This is a genomic window from Candidatus Poriferisocius sp., assembly GCF_965208355.1.
Classification (GTDB): Bacteria; Actinomycetota; Acidimicrobiia; order Acidimicrobiales; family Bin134; genus Poriferisocius.
This window is the reverse complement of the sequence record NZ_CBDBOM010000003.1, coordinates 2,577,727-2,592,716: the sequence shown is the minus strand read 5'-3', so window position 1 is coordinate 2,592,716 and position 14,990 is coordinate 2,577,727. Positions and strand designations below refer to the sequence as shown.

General features: G+C 64.6%; 20 protein-coding genes. 17 read left to right on the top strand and 3 right to left on the bottom strand.

Annotated elements, in window-relative coordinates:
- The first annotated feature begins 95 nt into the window (after positions 1-95).
- The 14 genes from ACOGXH_RS13405 (at position 96) to ACOGXH_RS13340 (ending at position 9,836) form a co-directional block, all read left to right on the top strand.
- Positions 96-527: a Zn-ribbon domain-containing OB-fold protein gene (locus ACOGXH_RS13405; RefSeq protein WP_419929595.1), complete on the top strand. Its 432-nt coding sequence runs from the start codon at positions 96-98 to the stop codon at positions 525-527.
- A 97-nt stretch (positions 528-624) separates the two neighbouring features.
- Positions 625-1,086: a (2Fe-2S)-binding protein gene (locus tag ACOGXH_RS13400; RefSeq protein ID WP_419929594.1), complete on the top strand. Its 462-nt coding sequence runs from the start codon at positions 625-627 to the stop codon at positions 1,084-1,086.
- Complete coding sequence (locus ACOGXH_RS13395) at positions 1,083-1,907, top strand: FAD binding domain-containing protein (protein ID WP_419929593.1); 825 nt, start codon at positions 1,083-1,085, stop codon at positions 1,905-1,907. The genes ACOGXH_RS13400 and ACOGXH_RS13395 overlap by 4 nt, the downstream gene beginning before the upstream one ends.
- A 10-nt stretch (positions 1,908-1,917) precedes the next feature.
- Positions 1,918-2,832, top strand: coding sequence for an AAA family ATPase (locus tag ACOGXH_RS13390; RefSeq protein ID WP_419929592.1), 915 nt, complete (start codon positions 1,918-1,920; stop codon positions 2,830-2,832).
- On the top strand, positions 2,822-3,979 hold the full coding sequence (locus ACOGXH_RS13385) for a vWA domain-containing protein (protein ID WP_419929591.1): 1,158 nt from the start codon (positions 2,822-2,824) through the stop codon (positions 3,977-3,979). Before ACOGXH_RS13390 ends, ACOGXH_RS13385 begins: the two co-directional genes overlap by 11 nt.
- Positions 3,976-4,290 (top strand): XdhC family protein, encoded by a 315-nt coding sequence (locus ACOGXH_RS13380; RefSeq protein WP_419929590.1) that lies wholly within the window; start codon positions 3,976-3,978, stop codon positions 4,288-4,290. Before ACOGXH_RS13385 ends, ACOGXH_RS13380 begins: the two co-directional genes overlap by 4 nt.
- 2 nt (positions 4,291-4,292) lie before the next feature.
- Positions 4,293-5,093, top strand: a complete 801-nt coding sequence (locus ACOGXH_RS13375; protein WP_419929589.1) for an XdhC family protein — start codon at positions 4,293-4,295, stop codon at positions 5,091-5,093.
- Positions 5,090-5,308, top strand: coding sequence for a hypothetical protein (locus ACOGXH_RS13370; protein ID WP_419929588.1), 219 nt, complete (start codon positions 5,090-5,092; stop codon positions 5,306-5,308). Before ACOGXH_RS13375 ends, ACOGXH_RS13370 begins: the two co-directional genes overlap by 4 nt.
- A complete protein-coding gene (locus ACOGXH_RS13365) occupies positions 5,305-6,390 on the top strand; it encodes a DUF3179 domain-containing protein (RefSeq protein ID WP_419929587.1) in 1,086 nt (361 codons plus the stop codon). Before ACOGXH_RS13370 ends, ACOGXH_RS13365 begins: the two co-directional genes overlap by 4 nt.
- Positions 6,387-6,944 (top strand): nucleotidyltransferase family protein, encoded by a 558-nt coding sequence (locus ACOGXH_RS13360; protein ID WP_419929586.1) that lies wholly within the window; start codon positions 6,387-6,389, stop codon positions 6,942-6,944. Before ACOGXH_RS13365 ends, ACOGXH_RS13360 begins: the two co-directional genes overlap by 4 nt.
- A gap of 48 nt (positions 6,945-6,992) precedes the next feature.
- Positions 6,993-7,640 (top strand): SRPBCC family protein, encoded by a 648-nt coding sequence (locus ACOGXH_RS13355; protein WP_419929585.1) that lies wholly within the window; start codon positions 6,993-6,995, stop codon positions 7,638-7,640.
- Positions 7,592-8,095, top strand: coding sequence for a DUF501 domain-containing protein (locus ACOGXH_RS13350; protein ID WP_419929584.1), 504 nt, complete (start codon positions 7,592-7,594; stop codon positions 8,093-8,095). The genes ACOGXH_RS13355 and ACOGXH_RS13350 overlap by 49 nt, the downstream gene beginning before the upstream one ends.
- Positions 8,092-9,006 (top strand): exopolyphosphatase, encoded by a 915-nt coding sequence (locus tag ACOGXH_RS13345; protein ID WP_419929583.1) that lies wholly within the window; start codon positions 8,092-8,094, stop codon positions 9,004-9,006. Before ACOGXH_RS13350 ends, ACOGXH_RS13345 begins: the two co-directional genes overlap by 4 nt.
- 203 nt (positions 9,007-9,209) lie before the next feature.
- Positions 9,210-9,836: a GNAT family N-acetyltransferase gene (locus tag ACOGXH_RS13340; RefSeq protein ID WP_419929582.1), complete on the top strand. Its 627-nt coding sequence runs from the start codon at positions 9,210-9,212 to the stop codon at positions 9,834-9,836.
- On the opposite strand, the gene ACOGXH_RS13335 is transcribed toward ACOGXH_RS13340, so the two are convergent.
- Complete coding sequence (locus tag ACOGXH_RS13335; protein ID WP_419929581.1) at positions 9,833-10,594, bottom strand: enoyl-CoA hydratase-related protein; 762 nt, start codon at positions 10,592-10,594, stop codon at positions 9,833-9,835. The two genes, ACOGXH_RS13340 and ACOGXH_RS13335, sit on opposite strands and share 4 nt — an antisense overlap.
- Positions 10,595-10,631: 37 nt before the next feature.
- Here ACOGXH_RS13335 and ACOGXH_RS13330 point away from each other — a divergent pair, with 37 nt between their 5' ends.
- Together ACOGXH_RS13330 and ACOGXH_RS13325 are read left to right on the top strand one after the other, a co-directional pair.
- Complete coding sequence (locus ACOGXH_RS13330; RefSeq protein ID WP_419929580.1) at positions 10,632-11,864, top strand: MFS transporter; 1,233 nt, start codon at positions 10,632-10,634, stop codon at positions 11,862-11,864.
- A 43-nt stretch (positions 11,865-11,907) separates the two neighbouring features.
- Positions 11,908-12,315, top strand: a complete 408-nt coding sequence (locus ACOGXH_RS13325) for a hypothetical protein (RefSeq protein ID WP_419929579.1) — start codon at positions 11,908-11,910, stop codon at positions 12,313-12,315.
- A gap of 78 nt (positions 12,316-12,393) precedes the next feature.
- Here the strand turns inward: ACOGXH_RS13325 and ACOGXH_RS13320 are convergent, their stop codons facing one another.
- Positions 12,394-13,353 (bottom strand): class I SAM-dependent methyltransferase, encoded by a 960-nt coding sequence (locus ACOGXH_RS13320; protein WP_419929578.1) that lies wholly within the window; start codon positions 13,351-13,353, stop codon positions 12,394-12,396.
- Positions 13,354-13,389: 36 nt separating this feature from the next.
- Positions 13,390-14,277 carry a class I SAM-dependent methyltransferase gene (locus ACOGXH_RS13315; RefSeq protein ID WP_419929577.1) on the bottom strand — a complete coding sequence of 296 codons (888 nt, stop codon included), beginning with the start codon at positions 14,275-14,277 and terminating at the stop codon, positions 13,390-13,392.
- 293 nt (positions 14,278-14,570) lie between these two features.
- Between ACOGXH_RS13315 and mce the strand changes: the two genes are divergently transcribed.
- Complete coding sequence (gene mce, locus ACOGXH_RS13310) at positions 14,571-14,972, top strand: methylmalonyl-CoA epimerase (RefSeq protein ID WP_419929576.1); 402 nt, start codon at positions 14,571-14,573, stop codon at positions 14,970-14,972.
- The last annotated feature ends 18 nt before the right edge of the window (positions 14,973-14,990 follow it).

Here is a 14,990-nt window from a genome sequence, read left to right as displayed (position 1 = left end):
ATCAGCGCAACTGGGGTCTTCAACGTCCTAATGAGAAGTTCCCTTTTCGGAGTTCTTGCTTGGCTTCGGCTCACTCTAGTGACAGTCTGAAGGCGATGACCGCCGTTGACCGGCCAGCCGACCAGGCCCCCAAGCCCCGGCCCTATCCCGAGCGGGACTCGGCGCCGTGGTGGGAACGGATCAACCAGCACCGCTTTGAATTGCAGCGCTGCGATAAGTGCGGGGCCTGGCGGTGGCCCCCCCGAGTCATGTGCGGGCGATGTGCCTCCTTCGAATTCACCTGGACCCCGCTGTCGGGCCGGGCCACGGTGGAGAGCTGGGTGGTGAACCACCATGCCTTCCTGCCGGGATTCGCCTCCCCCTACACCGTGGTGCTGGGCCGACTAGACGAACAAGACGACCTGTGCCTGCCCGCCACCTGGCAAGGCGACCATGAGCCCGCCGATGGACAGCCCATCGAGGTGGCATTCGAAGACCACACCGACGACGAGGGTCCATTCACCCTTCTCGCCTGGCGCCCGGTTTGAGGATCTGGGGGTGCAAAGGCTTGGCGTTCGGGGTGACCAGAGCGGGGGCGGTTGTACTAGATTTCTCGCGGACCCGGAAGACGATTAGGGAGATGCCGTGGAAGTAACGGTCACCATAAATGGGGACAGCCACACCCACGATGTGGAGCCGCGCACGCTGCTGGTTCACTACATCCGAGACGTGGTTGGCCTCACCGGCACCAACATCGGGTGCGACACCTCCTCGTGCGGCGCCTGCACCATCCATGTGAACGGCGAGTCGGTGAAATCCTGCACCATGCTGGCCGTGCAGGCCGACGGCCAAGACCTCTTGACTATCGAGGGTCTGGCCGACGGCGACGTGCTGCATCCCATGCAGGAGTCGTTCCGCCAGTGCCACGCCCTCCAGTGCGGCTATTGCACGCCGGGCATGGTCATGGCCGCCGTCTCGCTGCTAGATGAGAACCCCGACCCCACCGAGCGGGAAGTCCGCATCGGCCTCGAGGGCAACCTGTGCCGCTGCACCGGGTACCACAACATTGTCAAAGCTGTTCTGCACTGTGCGGAGGCCTCGTCATGATTCCTGCGGCATTCGACTACATCCGGGCCGGATCGGCCGATGAGGCGCTGGCCGCTCTGGCCGAGCACGGCGACGAGGCCAAGCTGCTGGCCGGCGGCCACTCTCTGCTGCCCCTGATGAAGCTCCGCTTGTCTACCCCCGCGGTGCTCGTGGACATCGGCCGCCTCGACGACCTCAGCTACATCAACGACGCCGGCGACCACCTGGCCATCGGGGCCCTCACCCGCCACCGCGACGTGGAGACCAGCGAGCTGGTGCAGTCGCAGGCTGGGCTGCTGGCCGAGGCCACCAGCCACGTAGGCGACCCCCAGGTGCGCCATCGGGGCACCATTGGCGGCTCCATCGCCCACGGTGATCCCGCCTCCGACCTGCCTTCGGTGATGTTGGCCATGCGGGCCACCCTGGTGGCCCGGGGACCGGGCGGCGAGCGGGAGATCGCGGTGGACGAATTCTTCACCGGGTTCCTGGAGACCGCTCTGGGCGACGACGAACTGCTCACTGAGATCCGGGTGCCCAAGATGCCCGACGCCACTTGGGGCTTCCAGAAGTTCAACCGCCGGGCCCAGGACTGGGCCATCGTGGGCGTGTCGGCCATCGTGGGCAACGGCAACGCCGGCGTGGGGCTGGTGAACATGGACAGCACTCCGGTCCGGGCCGCTGGCGTGGAGGCCGCCCTTGCCGGGGGCGCATCGGCCTCTGACGCTGCCGAAGCGGCTGCTGAGGGCACCAACCCGCCATCTGACCTGAACGCCGGACCCGAATACCGCGAGCACCTCGCCCGGGTGCTCACCCGTCGGGCGCTCGAAGCCGCTGGACGCTAACGCCCAGCCTTTGGGCACTCAGCCTTCTTCGGCATCCGAGGTTGCCGACGGGCTAAAGGGCTGTGATTACCTGGCCGACGAGGGGTTGGCCACGGCCGTGTTCTTGGCCATGACCCTGAACCGCCCCCTGTTGTTGGAGGGCGAGCCGGGTGTGGGCAAGACCGAGACGGCCAACGCCCTGGCCGAGTGGACTGGCGGGGAATTGATCCGCCTCCAGTGCTACGAGGGCATCGATGTGGCCCAGGCGGTGTACGAGTGGGACTACTCCCGCCAACTCCTGCACCTGCGCACGGCGGAAGCCACCGGGGGCGCCACCCGGGAGATGGCCGACGCCCTGGAAGACGAGCTGTACTCTGAGCGCTTCTTGATCAGGCGGCCCCTGCTGCGGGCCATCGCCGCCACTGAGGGCCCGCCCCCGGTGCTGTTGATCGACGAGGTCGACCGGGCCGATGACGAATTCGAAGCCTTCCTGCTGGAGATCCTGTCCGACTATGCGGTGACCGTGCCCGAGATCGGCCGATTTGCGGCCACCACGCCGCCTCGGGTCATCATCACCTCCAACCGCACCCGCGACGTCCACGACGCCCTCAAGAGGCGCTGTCTGTACCACTGGGTGGAGCACCCCAGCTTTGAGCGGGAAGTGGCCATAATCGGCCGCCGGGCCCCTGGGGTGAGCGAGCTGCTTGCCCGCCAGGTGGCTGCCGCGGTGGCCGCATTCCGGGAGCTGGGCCTGTACAAGCCCCCTGGTGTGGCCGAGAGTATCGACTGGAGCTTGGCGCTGGGCCGACTCGGGGCCGCCGAGCTGACCCCTGAGATCACCCAGGCCAGCCTGGGGTCGGTGCTCAAATACCGGGAAGACCAGCAGCGGGTAGTGGACCAGGGCATCGGCGGCCTAATTGAGCAGGCCATTGCCCGTGCAGGCTGACGAACTAGCGGTCGGCTTCGTCAATGCGCTGAGAGGCGCGGGTATCGATGTGGCCGTGGGGTCGTCGGTGAACTACTACCAGGCGCTCGGCGCGGTGGGCATGGAACAGCGCAGCTCGGTGTACTGGGCCGGCCGTGCAACCCTGGTTACCGAGCCCGACGACATCGAGCTCTACGACAAGATCTTCGATGCCTATTACGGCGGACAGCAGCTGGTTGCCACTCCGGTGATGGAGGTGACCCAGCCCATCACACTGGTGGTGGACGACGACGGCGACGACGAGGCCGACGACGACGGAGACGACGAAGACTCCGGAGATCCATCCCTCACGCTGCGGTGGAGCCGCCACGAGGTGCTGCGCGACAAAGACTTCGCCGACTACAGCGACGACGAGCTCGACGAGGCCCATCGGCTCATGGCCGCCATGGCCCGCATCGGCGGCACCCGCCGGTCTCGCCGCCGACGCCGCACCCATCGCACCGCGGGGCACCCCGAGCTGAGGCGCACAGTGCGGGCCGCTATCCGCAGCGGCGGTGAGCCGGTGCGACGCTGGTATACCGAGCCGGGCGAGCGGCTCCGCCGGGTGGTGCTGCTGCTGGACATCTCGGGGTCGATGGAGTCGTACGCCCGTGCGCTCATCCGCTTCGTCCACGCCGCAGTGGTGGGCCGCCGCCGAGTGGAGGTGTTCACCATCGGCACCCGGCTGACTCGCATTACCCGGGAGCTGTCGTCACGAGATCCCGACCGGGCGCTGGGCGAGGCTGCTGATGCAGTAAGCGACTGGTCGGGGGGCACCCGGCTGGGCGACACCCTGGCCGAATTCAATGAGCTGTGGGGTATCCGGGGAATGGCCCGGGGGGCGACCGTGGTCATAATGAGCGACGGATGGGATAGGGGCAGCCCCGAGGTGATGGCCGAGCAGATGGCCCGATTGCACCGGGTGACCCATAGACTCGTATGGGTGAATCCGCTGAAGGCCACCCCTGGCTACCAGCCTCTGGCCCAGGGCATGGCCGCCGCCCTGCCCTACATCGACGATTTCATCGAGGGCCATTCGTTGCACTCATTGGAGCGTCTCGCCGCGGTTCTAGATGACGACAGGTCTCCGACCGATGCTCTTCTCATGATCGGAGCAGGCGCAGAATGAAAGAAATCTTGGCCGATTTGGACGCCTGGCGGGCCGAGGGCCGGCAGGTGGCGCTGGCCCGGGTGGTCAACGTCGAGGGCTCCGGTCCCCGCGACCCCGGAGCGGCCATGGCGGTCAGCGACAACGGCGACGTGATCGGATCAGTGTCGGGGGGTTGCGTGGAGGGCGCGGTGGTGGTCGAAGCCCTCGACATCCTCGATACCGGCGAGCGCCGCATGGTCAGCTTCGGCTACAGCGACGACGAGGCGTTTGCAGTGGGGCTCACCTGCGGAGGCACCATCCACCTGTTCATTGAGCCGCTGGACTGGTAGCGGTGTCCGAACTCTACGGACGGCTGCGAGAGGCCATCGTCGACGAGCGGCCGGTCGCCCTGGCCACCGTCATCGAGGGCCACAACGCCGGGGCCAAGCTGGTGGTGGAGCCCGATGGCGACATCATTGGCACCCTGGGCCATCCCGAGCTGGACCGGATCGTGAGCCGGGATGCGGTGGGGGAGCTGGCCGCCGGCCGCACCGGAGTGCGTCACTACGGTGCCGAAGGGCAAGCCCGAGAGACCGACGTGTCGGTGTTCATCGAGTCGTTCTCGCCTCCGCCGATCATGCTCGTCTTCGGGGCGGTGGACTTCACCGCCGCCCTGGCTCGGGCCGGCAAGCTGCTGGGGTTCAACGTGATCGTGGCTGACGCCCGTTCGGTGTTCGCCACCGTCAAGCGGTTCCCCATGGCCGACCGGGTGGTGGTGGCCTGGCCCGATGAGGTGTTCGACACCTACGGCGACCGGCTAGGCCCCCACGATGCGGTGTGCATCCTCACCCACGACCCCAAATTCGACGTCCCCGCCGTGCAGCGGGCGGTGGCCACCGATGTGGGCTACATAGGAGTCATGGGGAGCCGCCGAACCCACGCCACCCGCCTGGAGCGGTTGCACGAGGTGGGAGTGGACCAGAAGGGAATCGACCGGCTCATGGCCCCCATAGGGTTGGACATCGGCTCCCGCACCCCCGAAGAGACCGCCGTATCGGTGTGCGCGGAGATTATCGCCAACCGCACCGGCCATAGCGCTCCGTCGCTGCGCGACAGCGAAGGCCCCATCCATCGCCCACCGGCCGAGGAATGAAGCGCCTCGCCCCGCTGATAGCGGCGGCGCTGGTGCTCTCGTCTTGCGGCAGCTCTGATCCGGCCGCCGACCCCACCGCGTCTCCGGTAGCGCCGACGGCCACCGCAGTTGTCGACGCAACCGAGGCTCCCGAACCCACCGCGGCGTCAACTGCCGCCTCTATCGCACCCGCATCCACACCTACTTCAATTCCTGCCCCGCCCACACCCAAGTGATCACCGGAGGCGAAGGGCCCACCGGGGATCTGCTCTACGTGTCGCGTGATTGGGCCACCGACTGGTCCACCCGCACTATCGACCTCGACGAGCTGCGCATCGGCATCCAGGTGGTACCCATCCGCGACCGCATCCCGCCCATTGACAACCCTGAGTTCGCCCCGACAACGGAGGCCGGATGGTCAGATCCCGAACCCGGCCTGTTGCTGGTGATGGGCGATACCGCCCGCTTCTACCCCCTGGCCATGCTCATCGTCCATGAGATCGTCAACGACGAGATCGACGGACGCCCGGTGCTGGTCACCTACTGCCCGCTGTGCAACAGCGCTTTGGTGTTCGACCCGGTGGTCGACGGACAGCGGCTGCGGTTCGGCACTTCCGGGCTGTTGCGCAACAGCGACTTGGTGATGTGGGACGACGCCACCGAGTCGCTGTGGCAGCAGATCGGCGGCGAGGGATTGGTGGGGACTTACGCCGGTCATCGCTTAGACGCCATTCCGTCGGCCATCGTGTCGTGGAGCGACTTCAAAGCCGGCTATCCCGATGGGGTGGTGCTGGCCCCGCCCGGACGCCCGGCTAGCAGCTACGGCCGCAACCCCTATGTGCAGTACACCTCCCGGACGTCGCCCATACCCGGTTTCTTCGACTCCACCATTTTGGATGACCGTTATCCCGCCCTGGAGCGCACCGTCGGTGTCACGGTAAACGACCACGACAAGGCCTACCCGTTCAGCGTGGTGCAGGCCAACAGAGCACTGAACGACACTGTGGCCGGGGTTCCGGTGGTGGTGCTGTGGTCGCCGGGCACCGCCGATGCGCTGGATTCCCCGGTTACCGCCGAAGGGATGGATGTGGGGGCGGCGCTGGCCTTCGACCGGCGGGTAGACGGAGAGGCGCTGGAGTTCGCCCCGGCCGGCGATGGCCGGTTCACCGATGACCAAACCGGGTCGACATGGAATGTGCTCGGCCAAGCGGTCGATGGTGAGCTGACCGGCACCCGGTTAGAGCCGGTGGTGCACACCAACGAGTTCTGGTTCGCCTGGTCTGCGTTCCACCCCAATGGCGAGGTATTCGGGCCATGACCATTGCCGCCGTCTTGTTGGCCGCCGGCGCCGGAACCCGGTTCGGGGGCGACACCCACAAGCTGCGGGCCCCGTTTCGAGGTCTGACCGTGGTCCAGCACGCCCTCGGAGCCGCACTGGAAGCCGGGCTCGATGAGGTTTACATCGTGACCGGGGCGGTGGAGCTGCGCGACCTGATCCCCGACGGCGTGGTGTTGGTGGAGAACCACTCCTGGGAGCTGGGCCAGGCCACCTCGCTGCGGGCCGGGGTGTTCACCGCGGAGAACGACGGCCACGACGCGGTGGTGATCGGGCTGGGCGACCAACCCCTGGTGGGCGCCGAGTCTTGGCGGGCAGTGGCGGACGCTGAGGGTGACTTGGTGACCGCCGTCTATCGGGGACGCCGCAGCCCTCCGGTGAAGTTGGGAGCGGCGGTCTGGCCGTTGCTGCCCACCAGCGGGGATGCTGGGGCCAGAATGCTCATGCAAATGAGGCCCGAGCAGGTTACGGAAGTATCCTGTCCCGGTGAGCCGGTCGATTTTGACACTGTTCAGGACTTGGAAGAATGGTCTTGAAGGGTTCGGAATCGAATTGAGTGATGTGAATTCGGAGGACCTGCAATCATGGAAATGAACAACGAGATCGAGGTCAACGCCTCGGCCAGCGATGTGTGGGACGCTTTCAATGACGTGGAGCGCATCGCCCCTTGCCTGCCCGGTGCCCAGCTCACCGAGATCGAGGGTGAGGAGTACCTGGGTGTGGTCAAGGTCAAAGTCGGGCCGGTCAACGCCCAGTACAAGGGCAAGGCCACCTTCGTCGAGCGAGATCAAGATGCCCTCAAGGTGGTGATCCTGGCCGAGGGTCGGGAGACCCGGGGACAGGGAAACGCCAGCGCCAACATCACCGCGACGCTCGAGGCGCTGGACGACAATCGGACAAAGGTCGGGGTTACCACCGACCTCAAGATCACCGGCAAAGTGGCTCAGATCGGCCGCAACCTCATCCCCGACGTGAGTTCGAAGATCATGGATCAATTTGCCGATAATCTGGAGGCCATGCTTTCAGCCTCCACAGATGATTCTTCCTCTGGCGACGCTGCTGCTGGCGATTCAGGCGCTGGCCCGGCCTCCCGCCCCGAGCCCGAAGCGGTTGATTTGCTGGAAGTGGCCGGTCCGCCGGCCGCCAAGAAGTTTGGTCCCATCGCTGGGATCATCGCCGCTCTTTGGATCGTGAGGAAGATCTTCAAGAGAAGGAAGAAAAAGAAGGGCTGACCCTTCGCTTGGAAAACGACGAGCAAGTCGAGGCCCTGCTGGGCCGCGCCCCCCGGCGTCCCTATGAGGTGGTGGTCAGAGCCGAAGACGGGACTCCTCGGGTGCTGCGCAACGCTCCCATCTTGGACGACGGCACCCCCATGCCCACCCGCTACTGGCTGGTAGGCCCCGACGACGTGCTGAGCGTGAGCCGGCTGGAATCGGCCGGGGGAGTCCGCCGGGCCGAGTCCGCCGTCGATTCCGATGAGTTGGCCGACGCCCATCGCCGGTATGCCGCCGAGCGGGACGCCGCCATTCCCGAAGGCCACGCAGGACACCGCCCAACCGCGGGGGTGGGCGGTACCCGCCAGGGAGTCAAGTGCCTGCATGCCCACTACGCCTGGTACTTGGCCGGGGGCGACGATCCGGTCGGTCGATGGGTGGCAGAGAACCTGGAAGCCGAAGATCTGTCGTGAGCGCGCCGGTAGTGGCCGCCATCGACTGCGGCACCAACTCCACCCGTTTGCTGGTCAGCCGGGGCGGCACCGAGCCGCTGGACCGGCTGATGACCATCACCCGCCTGGGGGAGAGGGTGGACCAAACCGGCCGGCTGGCCCCGGGGGCCATCGAGCGCACGCTGGACTGCCTGCGCCGTTACCGGGAGGTAATGGATGGCCACGGGGTGGAGGCGGTGCGGATCACCGCCACCTCGGCGGCCCGGGACGCGGCCAACCGCGAGGAGTTCTTCGACGCCGGCGAAGCGGTTGTCGGCACCCGTCCCGAGCTGTTGAGCGGACCGGCCGAGGGCCAGCTGTCGTTTCGGGGGGCCACCGCCGAACTCGATCCGGCGATGGGGCCGTTTCTGGTGGTCGACTTGGGGGGAGGGTCGACCGAGCTGAGCGTGGGCACCACCGTGTGCGAGGCGGCAATGTCACTGGATGTGGGCTGTGTTCGCCTCACCGAAAAGTACCTCCACGGCGATCCGCCGCTTCCCGAGGAGTTACATGCCTGCATCTCGGTGACCGGTGCTCACCTGGACGACGTTGACCGGGAGATGCCCGCCGCCCGTCAGGCCCGGACGCTTGTCGGCCTAGCCGGCACGATCTCCACGGCCGCGGCCGTGGAACAGGGGCTGCACTCTTATGATCGGGACAAGATCCACCACTTCGAGCTGACCAAGGCCGCGGCCGAAGACGTGTTTCGCACTTTGGCCACTGAGAGTCGGGCTGATCGGGCCTTCAATCCGGGATTGGAGCCTGGTCGGGTGGATGTGATTGTGGGGGGAATGACGATTTTGGTGAAGATCATGCGGCACTTTGGGTTTGAGTCATGCTTGGTGTCGGAGTCGGACATCCTTGATGGGATGGTTTTGAGCTTGTTGGACTAGCAGGGATCGACCGGCGGGGCGGCGGGCTCTCTTGGCGGGGTCGTGGTGGCGGGTCCTGTCGCTCTACGGCGGCTTGGCGTGCTTCGCGTGCGCCAAGTCCGCCTCCGGCGCCACCCCCCACCACGACCCATTTTGTTGCCCGCCGCCCCGCCTACCGTTCATGCCCCCACTTTGTTTTGAGCGATTGAGTAGGTTTGGCGGGAGTGCGGACTTGGTCTCGGATTCGGGGGGCTCGGGAGGGGCAGGTGCTGCGCGGGTCTCGGGTGGAGTTGCGTCCGCTGATGGAGGCCGATTTCGCTGAGTGGCAAGCGGTGCGACGGGCCAATAGGGAGTGGCTTACCCCGTGGGAGCCGACCCCGCCCAGCACCCAGCCCGACGTGGTGGAGGACCGCCTGGCCTTCGCCGCCCGGTGCAGTGCTCGCGACCGAGAACGCCAGATGGACGCGGGCTATGGGTTTGCCGTGTTCGCCGAGGGTTGCCTGGTGGGGGAGATGAACCTGTCGGGTGTGCAGCGGGGCCCGTTCCAAAGCGGCCATGTGGGGTATTGGATCGATCACCGATACGCGGGGCGGGAGTATGCCCCCGAGGCCCTGGTCGTGGTGCTGGACTACGCCTTTGAGAGGCTGGGGCTGCACCGGGTGCAGATCAACATCATTCCCCGCAACCAGGCCAGTCGCCGGGTGGTGGAGAAACTGGGCATCCGCAACGAGGGGGTTGCCCTGCGCTATCTGGAGATCAATGGCCGCTGGGAAGACCACGTCCGCTACGCCATCACCTCAGAGGAGTGGCAAGAGCGGGGTCCTGAACTGGTAGCCGGCTGGATGAGCTAGCTGCTCGATTTGCTGATGGCCTCCTTGAGGGCGGCCACCCGCTCTTTGAACTCGGGCTGCTTCATTGACCACACCTGAGGATCGACTTCCCGGGCCACCGCGGCCGCACTGTCGGTGATTGCCCCCATGTCGATGATCGTCTTTTTCATGGCCTTGGTCAGTTCTCGCGGCGCACGGGTGGGGCGGCGAGCCATGCGCCGGGCCTCATCCAATAGCGCGTCATCGTCCACGCATTTCCAGGCCAGCCCAATCTCGGCGGCTAGGGCCCCGTCGAGCCTCTCGCCAAAGACCACCATGGCCATGGCCGTCTGGCGGTCGCAGATGTCTTGCAGCCGCCAGGTGTGACCGCCACCGGGGTGGATGGCGATCTGGAGAAATCGGCTTTCGAACATGGCCGAGCGGCCGGCCAGGATCACATCGCAGGCCAGCGCGAAGTTCATGCCTGCTCCAACTGCGGCGCCGTTCACCGCGGCCACCGTTGGCAGTGGAGAGCTGGCAACCCGCAGGAACCCGGCGTAGATGGAGCTCAGGCTGCTGGGATCGTCCGAGGCCAGCAGCTCGTCCAAGTTGGCCCCCGCCGAGAAGGCCGGGGGCGCGCCGGTGAGGACTACCGCTCCTACCGACTCATCGTCTTCCAATTCGTCAAACACGGCGTCGAGCTCGCGGTTCATCTCCAGGCTGACCGCATTTCGCACCTCGGGATGGTTGAGGGTCACGGTGGCAACGCCGTCGTCGGTCTCACAGAGCACAAGTGCCATGCCATGACAATAGGGGTGCAGCGAATAAGTTGGCGCAGTGACCGATTCCCGGAATCCTCGACGCGCGCGGCAAGCGCTGTCGTACCGGAACTATCGCCTGTTCATCTCCGGGGCCCTTATCTCCAACTCCGGCGTTTGGGTGCAGATGATCGCGCTGGCCTTTGTGATCGAGCGGCTGACCGGCAGCGCCACCTGGGTTGGCTTGGCCGCCATGTTGCAGACACTGCCGGCGGTGTTCTTAGGAATGGTCGGAGGGGCGCTGGCCGATCGATTCCCCCGTCGGATCATGCTGGCGTTCACCAACTCAGCCCAAGCGTTGATCGCACTGGGATTCTCGGCCATGTGGGCCGCAGGCGTCGATCGGCCACTGGCTTACATCGCCCTTGGAGTGGTGAACGGGTGCGTGAACGGTATCCAGCTTCCCGCCTGGCAGGCGTTTGTCAGCGAACTGGTGCCTCGCGTCGCCCTCTTGAACGCCGTCACCTTGAACTCGGCCCAGTTCAACGCCTCTCGGGCGGTCGGCCCCATGATCGGTGGAATCGTGCTGGCGATAGGCGGCCCCGGCTGGTGCTTCTTCACCAATTCACTGACGTATGTGCCTGCGTTGCTGGCCCTGATCTTCATCCAGGTGCCCCGACTGGCTCCGGCGGATGGCGACAGGCCGAATGTATTCAAAGATGCCGCGGCCGCAATTCGCTACGTCGCCGAACAACCGGGCATCCGCTTGTCGGTACTGATTGCCGGGGTGATTGCCTTCTTCGGCCAGCCGGTCATCCACTTGGTGGTGATTTTCGCCAATGACGTATTCGAGGTGGGTGAAACCCAATACGGGATCCTGGCTGCGGCTACCGGTGTGGGAGCGATGCTCAACACTCCGTTTGTGGCCGGCCCGGGAAGCCGCGTGCCCCGCAGCCGTCTAGTGGGATTCGGTTGGCCGACTTATGGCATCGCGCTGTTGGGATTCGCAATGTCGCCCTACTACTGGTTGGCGGTAGTGGCCCTGGCGGTATTGGGGGCATCGCACATCGCTACTGCCGCCACGCTCAATACCGTGATTCAGCTTCAGGTGACGGAGGCTTTGCGGGCCAAGGTTCTGGCTCTCTACCTGATCACCCTGTTGGCCGGCCTGCCCCTCGGCGCCCAGCTTCAGGGGTTTCTGTCCGATCTGATTGGTCCCCGCATTGCCGTGGGCGGAGCCGGTGTTCTCTTGGCTGCCACCGCCCTGTGGTGGGTGATAAGAGGCCGCACCAAGGTGCTCGATCAGAATTAGTGCCAAGACATGAAACTGTCACTCCTGTCGGGATACTGGGTTCATGAAGGAAATCAAGAAGAACAAGACGGAGAACAAGAGGGCCGAGACCGTGGGTATGCGGGTCATCCACGGCAATAATCAGCGACAGGAAAGCAGCACCGGTCGGTGTCTGGCCTTTGCCGAGGCGGCCCGGCTTCTGGGTATGGCAGTGCGAGGCCAAGAGCTGGCCATCCCCAGCTTTCGCAGCCCGCCCCGGGAAGTTGGCCGCCGCCGCACGCTGTCCCGCCATGAGGATGGCTCGGTGACCGTCTCGGTGATGGTTCGAAACCGAGTCTGGGAAGCGGTGCTGGCCGACATGATCGAAGGGATAGTGGCGACCAACCGGATGGACGGCATCGACGCCGAAGCCCTGCGCGACCATCTCTGGGAGGCCCTGGAAGGCGAATCGGCCCAACGCGAAGCGGCCTGAGGACAGAGACATCCGGAGTTGTTGCCTCAATTCGAAAAATCAGACAGTCAGCAGGGCCGCGGCAGCCAGGCGAATGAGCTAGCGAGACGCCGCGAATAGTACGGCTGGGCCCGCGGGGGTTGGAGCCACACCGCGCGACTCGATACGGACAAAGCCATGGTCGTTGAAGCAGCGGATCAAGTCATCGTGGTAGAGCCAGACTGCTTCTTGGGCTATGCCTGCGCAGTAGTTCCGAATCTCGTTGCGGGCATTGCCGTAGTTCATGCGCCGTCCCTTGTAGCCGTTGACTTCAGTCGGGACTCCGTTAGTTGGGTAGTCCTCGTCTGCCACATGGGTCCAAACCATGACCGTGTCGGTAAGGCTGCTGAGCCTCGCAATAAGCGTTGCGGGGTCGAATTGGTGGTAGAGGACGCCGCAAGCCAGTACGGCATCGAAGGGGGATCCCTCGTAATCGGCGACATAGTGGTTGAAATCCCCATAGACGAAGCGCGCCTGGTCGAGGTGGAAAATCTCCTTTATGACCAGACAATGGATCCAAAGCGCCCTGGATCCCTCTACTGCGACTACTGATGCCGCGTCGGCGTCGCAGAGCATCTTGGTATGGGCACCTTCAAGCGGCCCGAGCTCCAGCAGCCTTTTACCTGTCACTCCTCCGATGCAATTCACCAGCCATTCAATGCGCTCGTCCGTGGATAGGCCAACCGCACCTCCCACCTTTTCCCCACCTATATCGAACTGGCTGATCCACCCATCGAGAACATTGAAGGAAGCGAGCGGTGAAGGTGCCGGAGTGGGGGGCTCCACATAGTCATGGCCCTCACTGCCAAGTCGAGGGGTCAGGTGGAGTTGCTTCGGTATCTCAGGTCCGAAGCGGTCGTCGCCTTCCACATCGACCCCAAGACGCTGGAGTTCCTGACGAGCCCGGTCAAGCGCCTCGTGTAGACGCTGGGCATCGTTTGATGGTTTGGCGGCTTCAACTTGGCGCAGTAGCGAAGAGTAGGTCCGGTCGCGAATGACATGAATGGGCCCAAACTTCATCATTCAAACGTAGATGATTGCTTTCAGGACTACTAGCTATCGGGAGGCAGCAAACAGAATGTGAGGCGCCCCACCCCAGTCGGGTCTTTCAATTGGCTTGGACTCAATGCGGCTGAGGCCGTTATCGGCGAAGCAGCGCAATAGCTCGTCGTGGTAGAGCCAAACGGCCTCTTGGTCGACGCCTCCGCAATAATTCTGGATGAGGTTGCGGTCTTCGTGGTAATTCATCTTCCGGCCCCGGTACCCACTCACCTCGACTTCCATTGCTGGCTTCGGGAAGCCATCGTCGGCGAGGGAGGTCCAAACCAAAACGGTGTTAGTGAGCCGGCTGAGCCCAGAGATAAGGGAAACGGGATCCAGTTGGTGGTAGAGGACCGCACAAGCAAGCACGGCGTCAAACGGAGGACCCTGGTACTGGTCGACGTAGTGGTTGAAGTCACCGTAGAGAAAGCGGGCCTGACTGAGCTCAAAGATCTCTTTGACCACCAGGCAGTGCAACCACGATGCCCGGGAGCCCTCGATGGCGATCACTGATGAAGCGCCCGCTTCGCAGAGCATCTTGGTATGGGCGCCTTCAAGAGGTCCAAGTTCCAGGATCCTGTTGCCCTTAACCCCCCCGATTGCATCCATCAGCCATGTGATGCGTTCGTCGGTCGACAAGTCAACTTGTCCACCGACCGATTCCCCGTCGATGTCGAAGCGGCTGATCCAGGAGTCGAGCACATGAAACGAGGCAATGGGCGAAGGGGCGGGGGTGGGCGGTTCGACATAGTTGCTACCGGACCCAGCAGGCCGGGGGATGAATTTGAACCCATCGTCGGAGTCAAGGTTGAATCGGCTATCGGAGTCCACTTCGACTCCCCTGGTCCGCAGCTCTCGGCGAGCTTCGACAAGCGATCCTCGAAGTTGATGAACCTTGCTCAAGAGCAGGTCATGGTGGCTCAGTGAATAACTCGCTGCCTGCGGTTCCATGGGAGAGGTCGGTGCGGGCTCGGGAGCCGTCAACGCCGGTAGAGGGGGTTTGGAGGGAGCCGGGGCGGGTTCGGACGATGACAGGCTAGATGGAGTCTGGGACTTCCTGAGTGTGGCCAACTCGTCGACCAGCGAGAACAGCGTCTTGTGCTTGACTAGGTGGACCGGCCCGAATCTCACGCAGAGCTCCTGTTCGGCTCCCGACAGCGCCCTCTGGCGGAAGGTCGGCCTACGATAGCAAGGCCATGCTTCTCTCTGAAATCGATCATGTTGCCATCGCGGTTCACGACTTGGAGCAGGCCATCTCGTTCTACGAGAGGGCTTTTGAGGCTTCCGTGACGCATCGCGAGATCGTGGAACGCGACGGCGTCGAAGAGGCTCTCATCAAGGTGGCTGACTCCTATGTCCAGCTCACCGCCGCCACCCGGGAGGACTCGCCCGTCGCCAAGTTCTTGGAAAAGCGGGGCGAGGGCATTCACCACATCGGCTACCGGGTGGATGACTGCGCCGCTGCTTTGGAGTCATTGATCGCTGCCGGAGCCACTGCTATAGATGCCGAGCCCCGTCCCGGATCTCGGGGCACCACCGTCGCCTTCATCCACCCCAAAGGCGCCTTCGGCACCCTGATCGAGCTGGTTCAGGAATAGTTTTTCCGCCCAATCCGT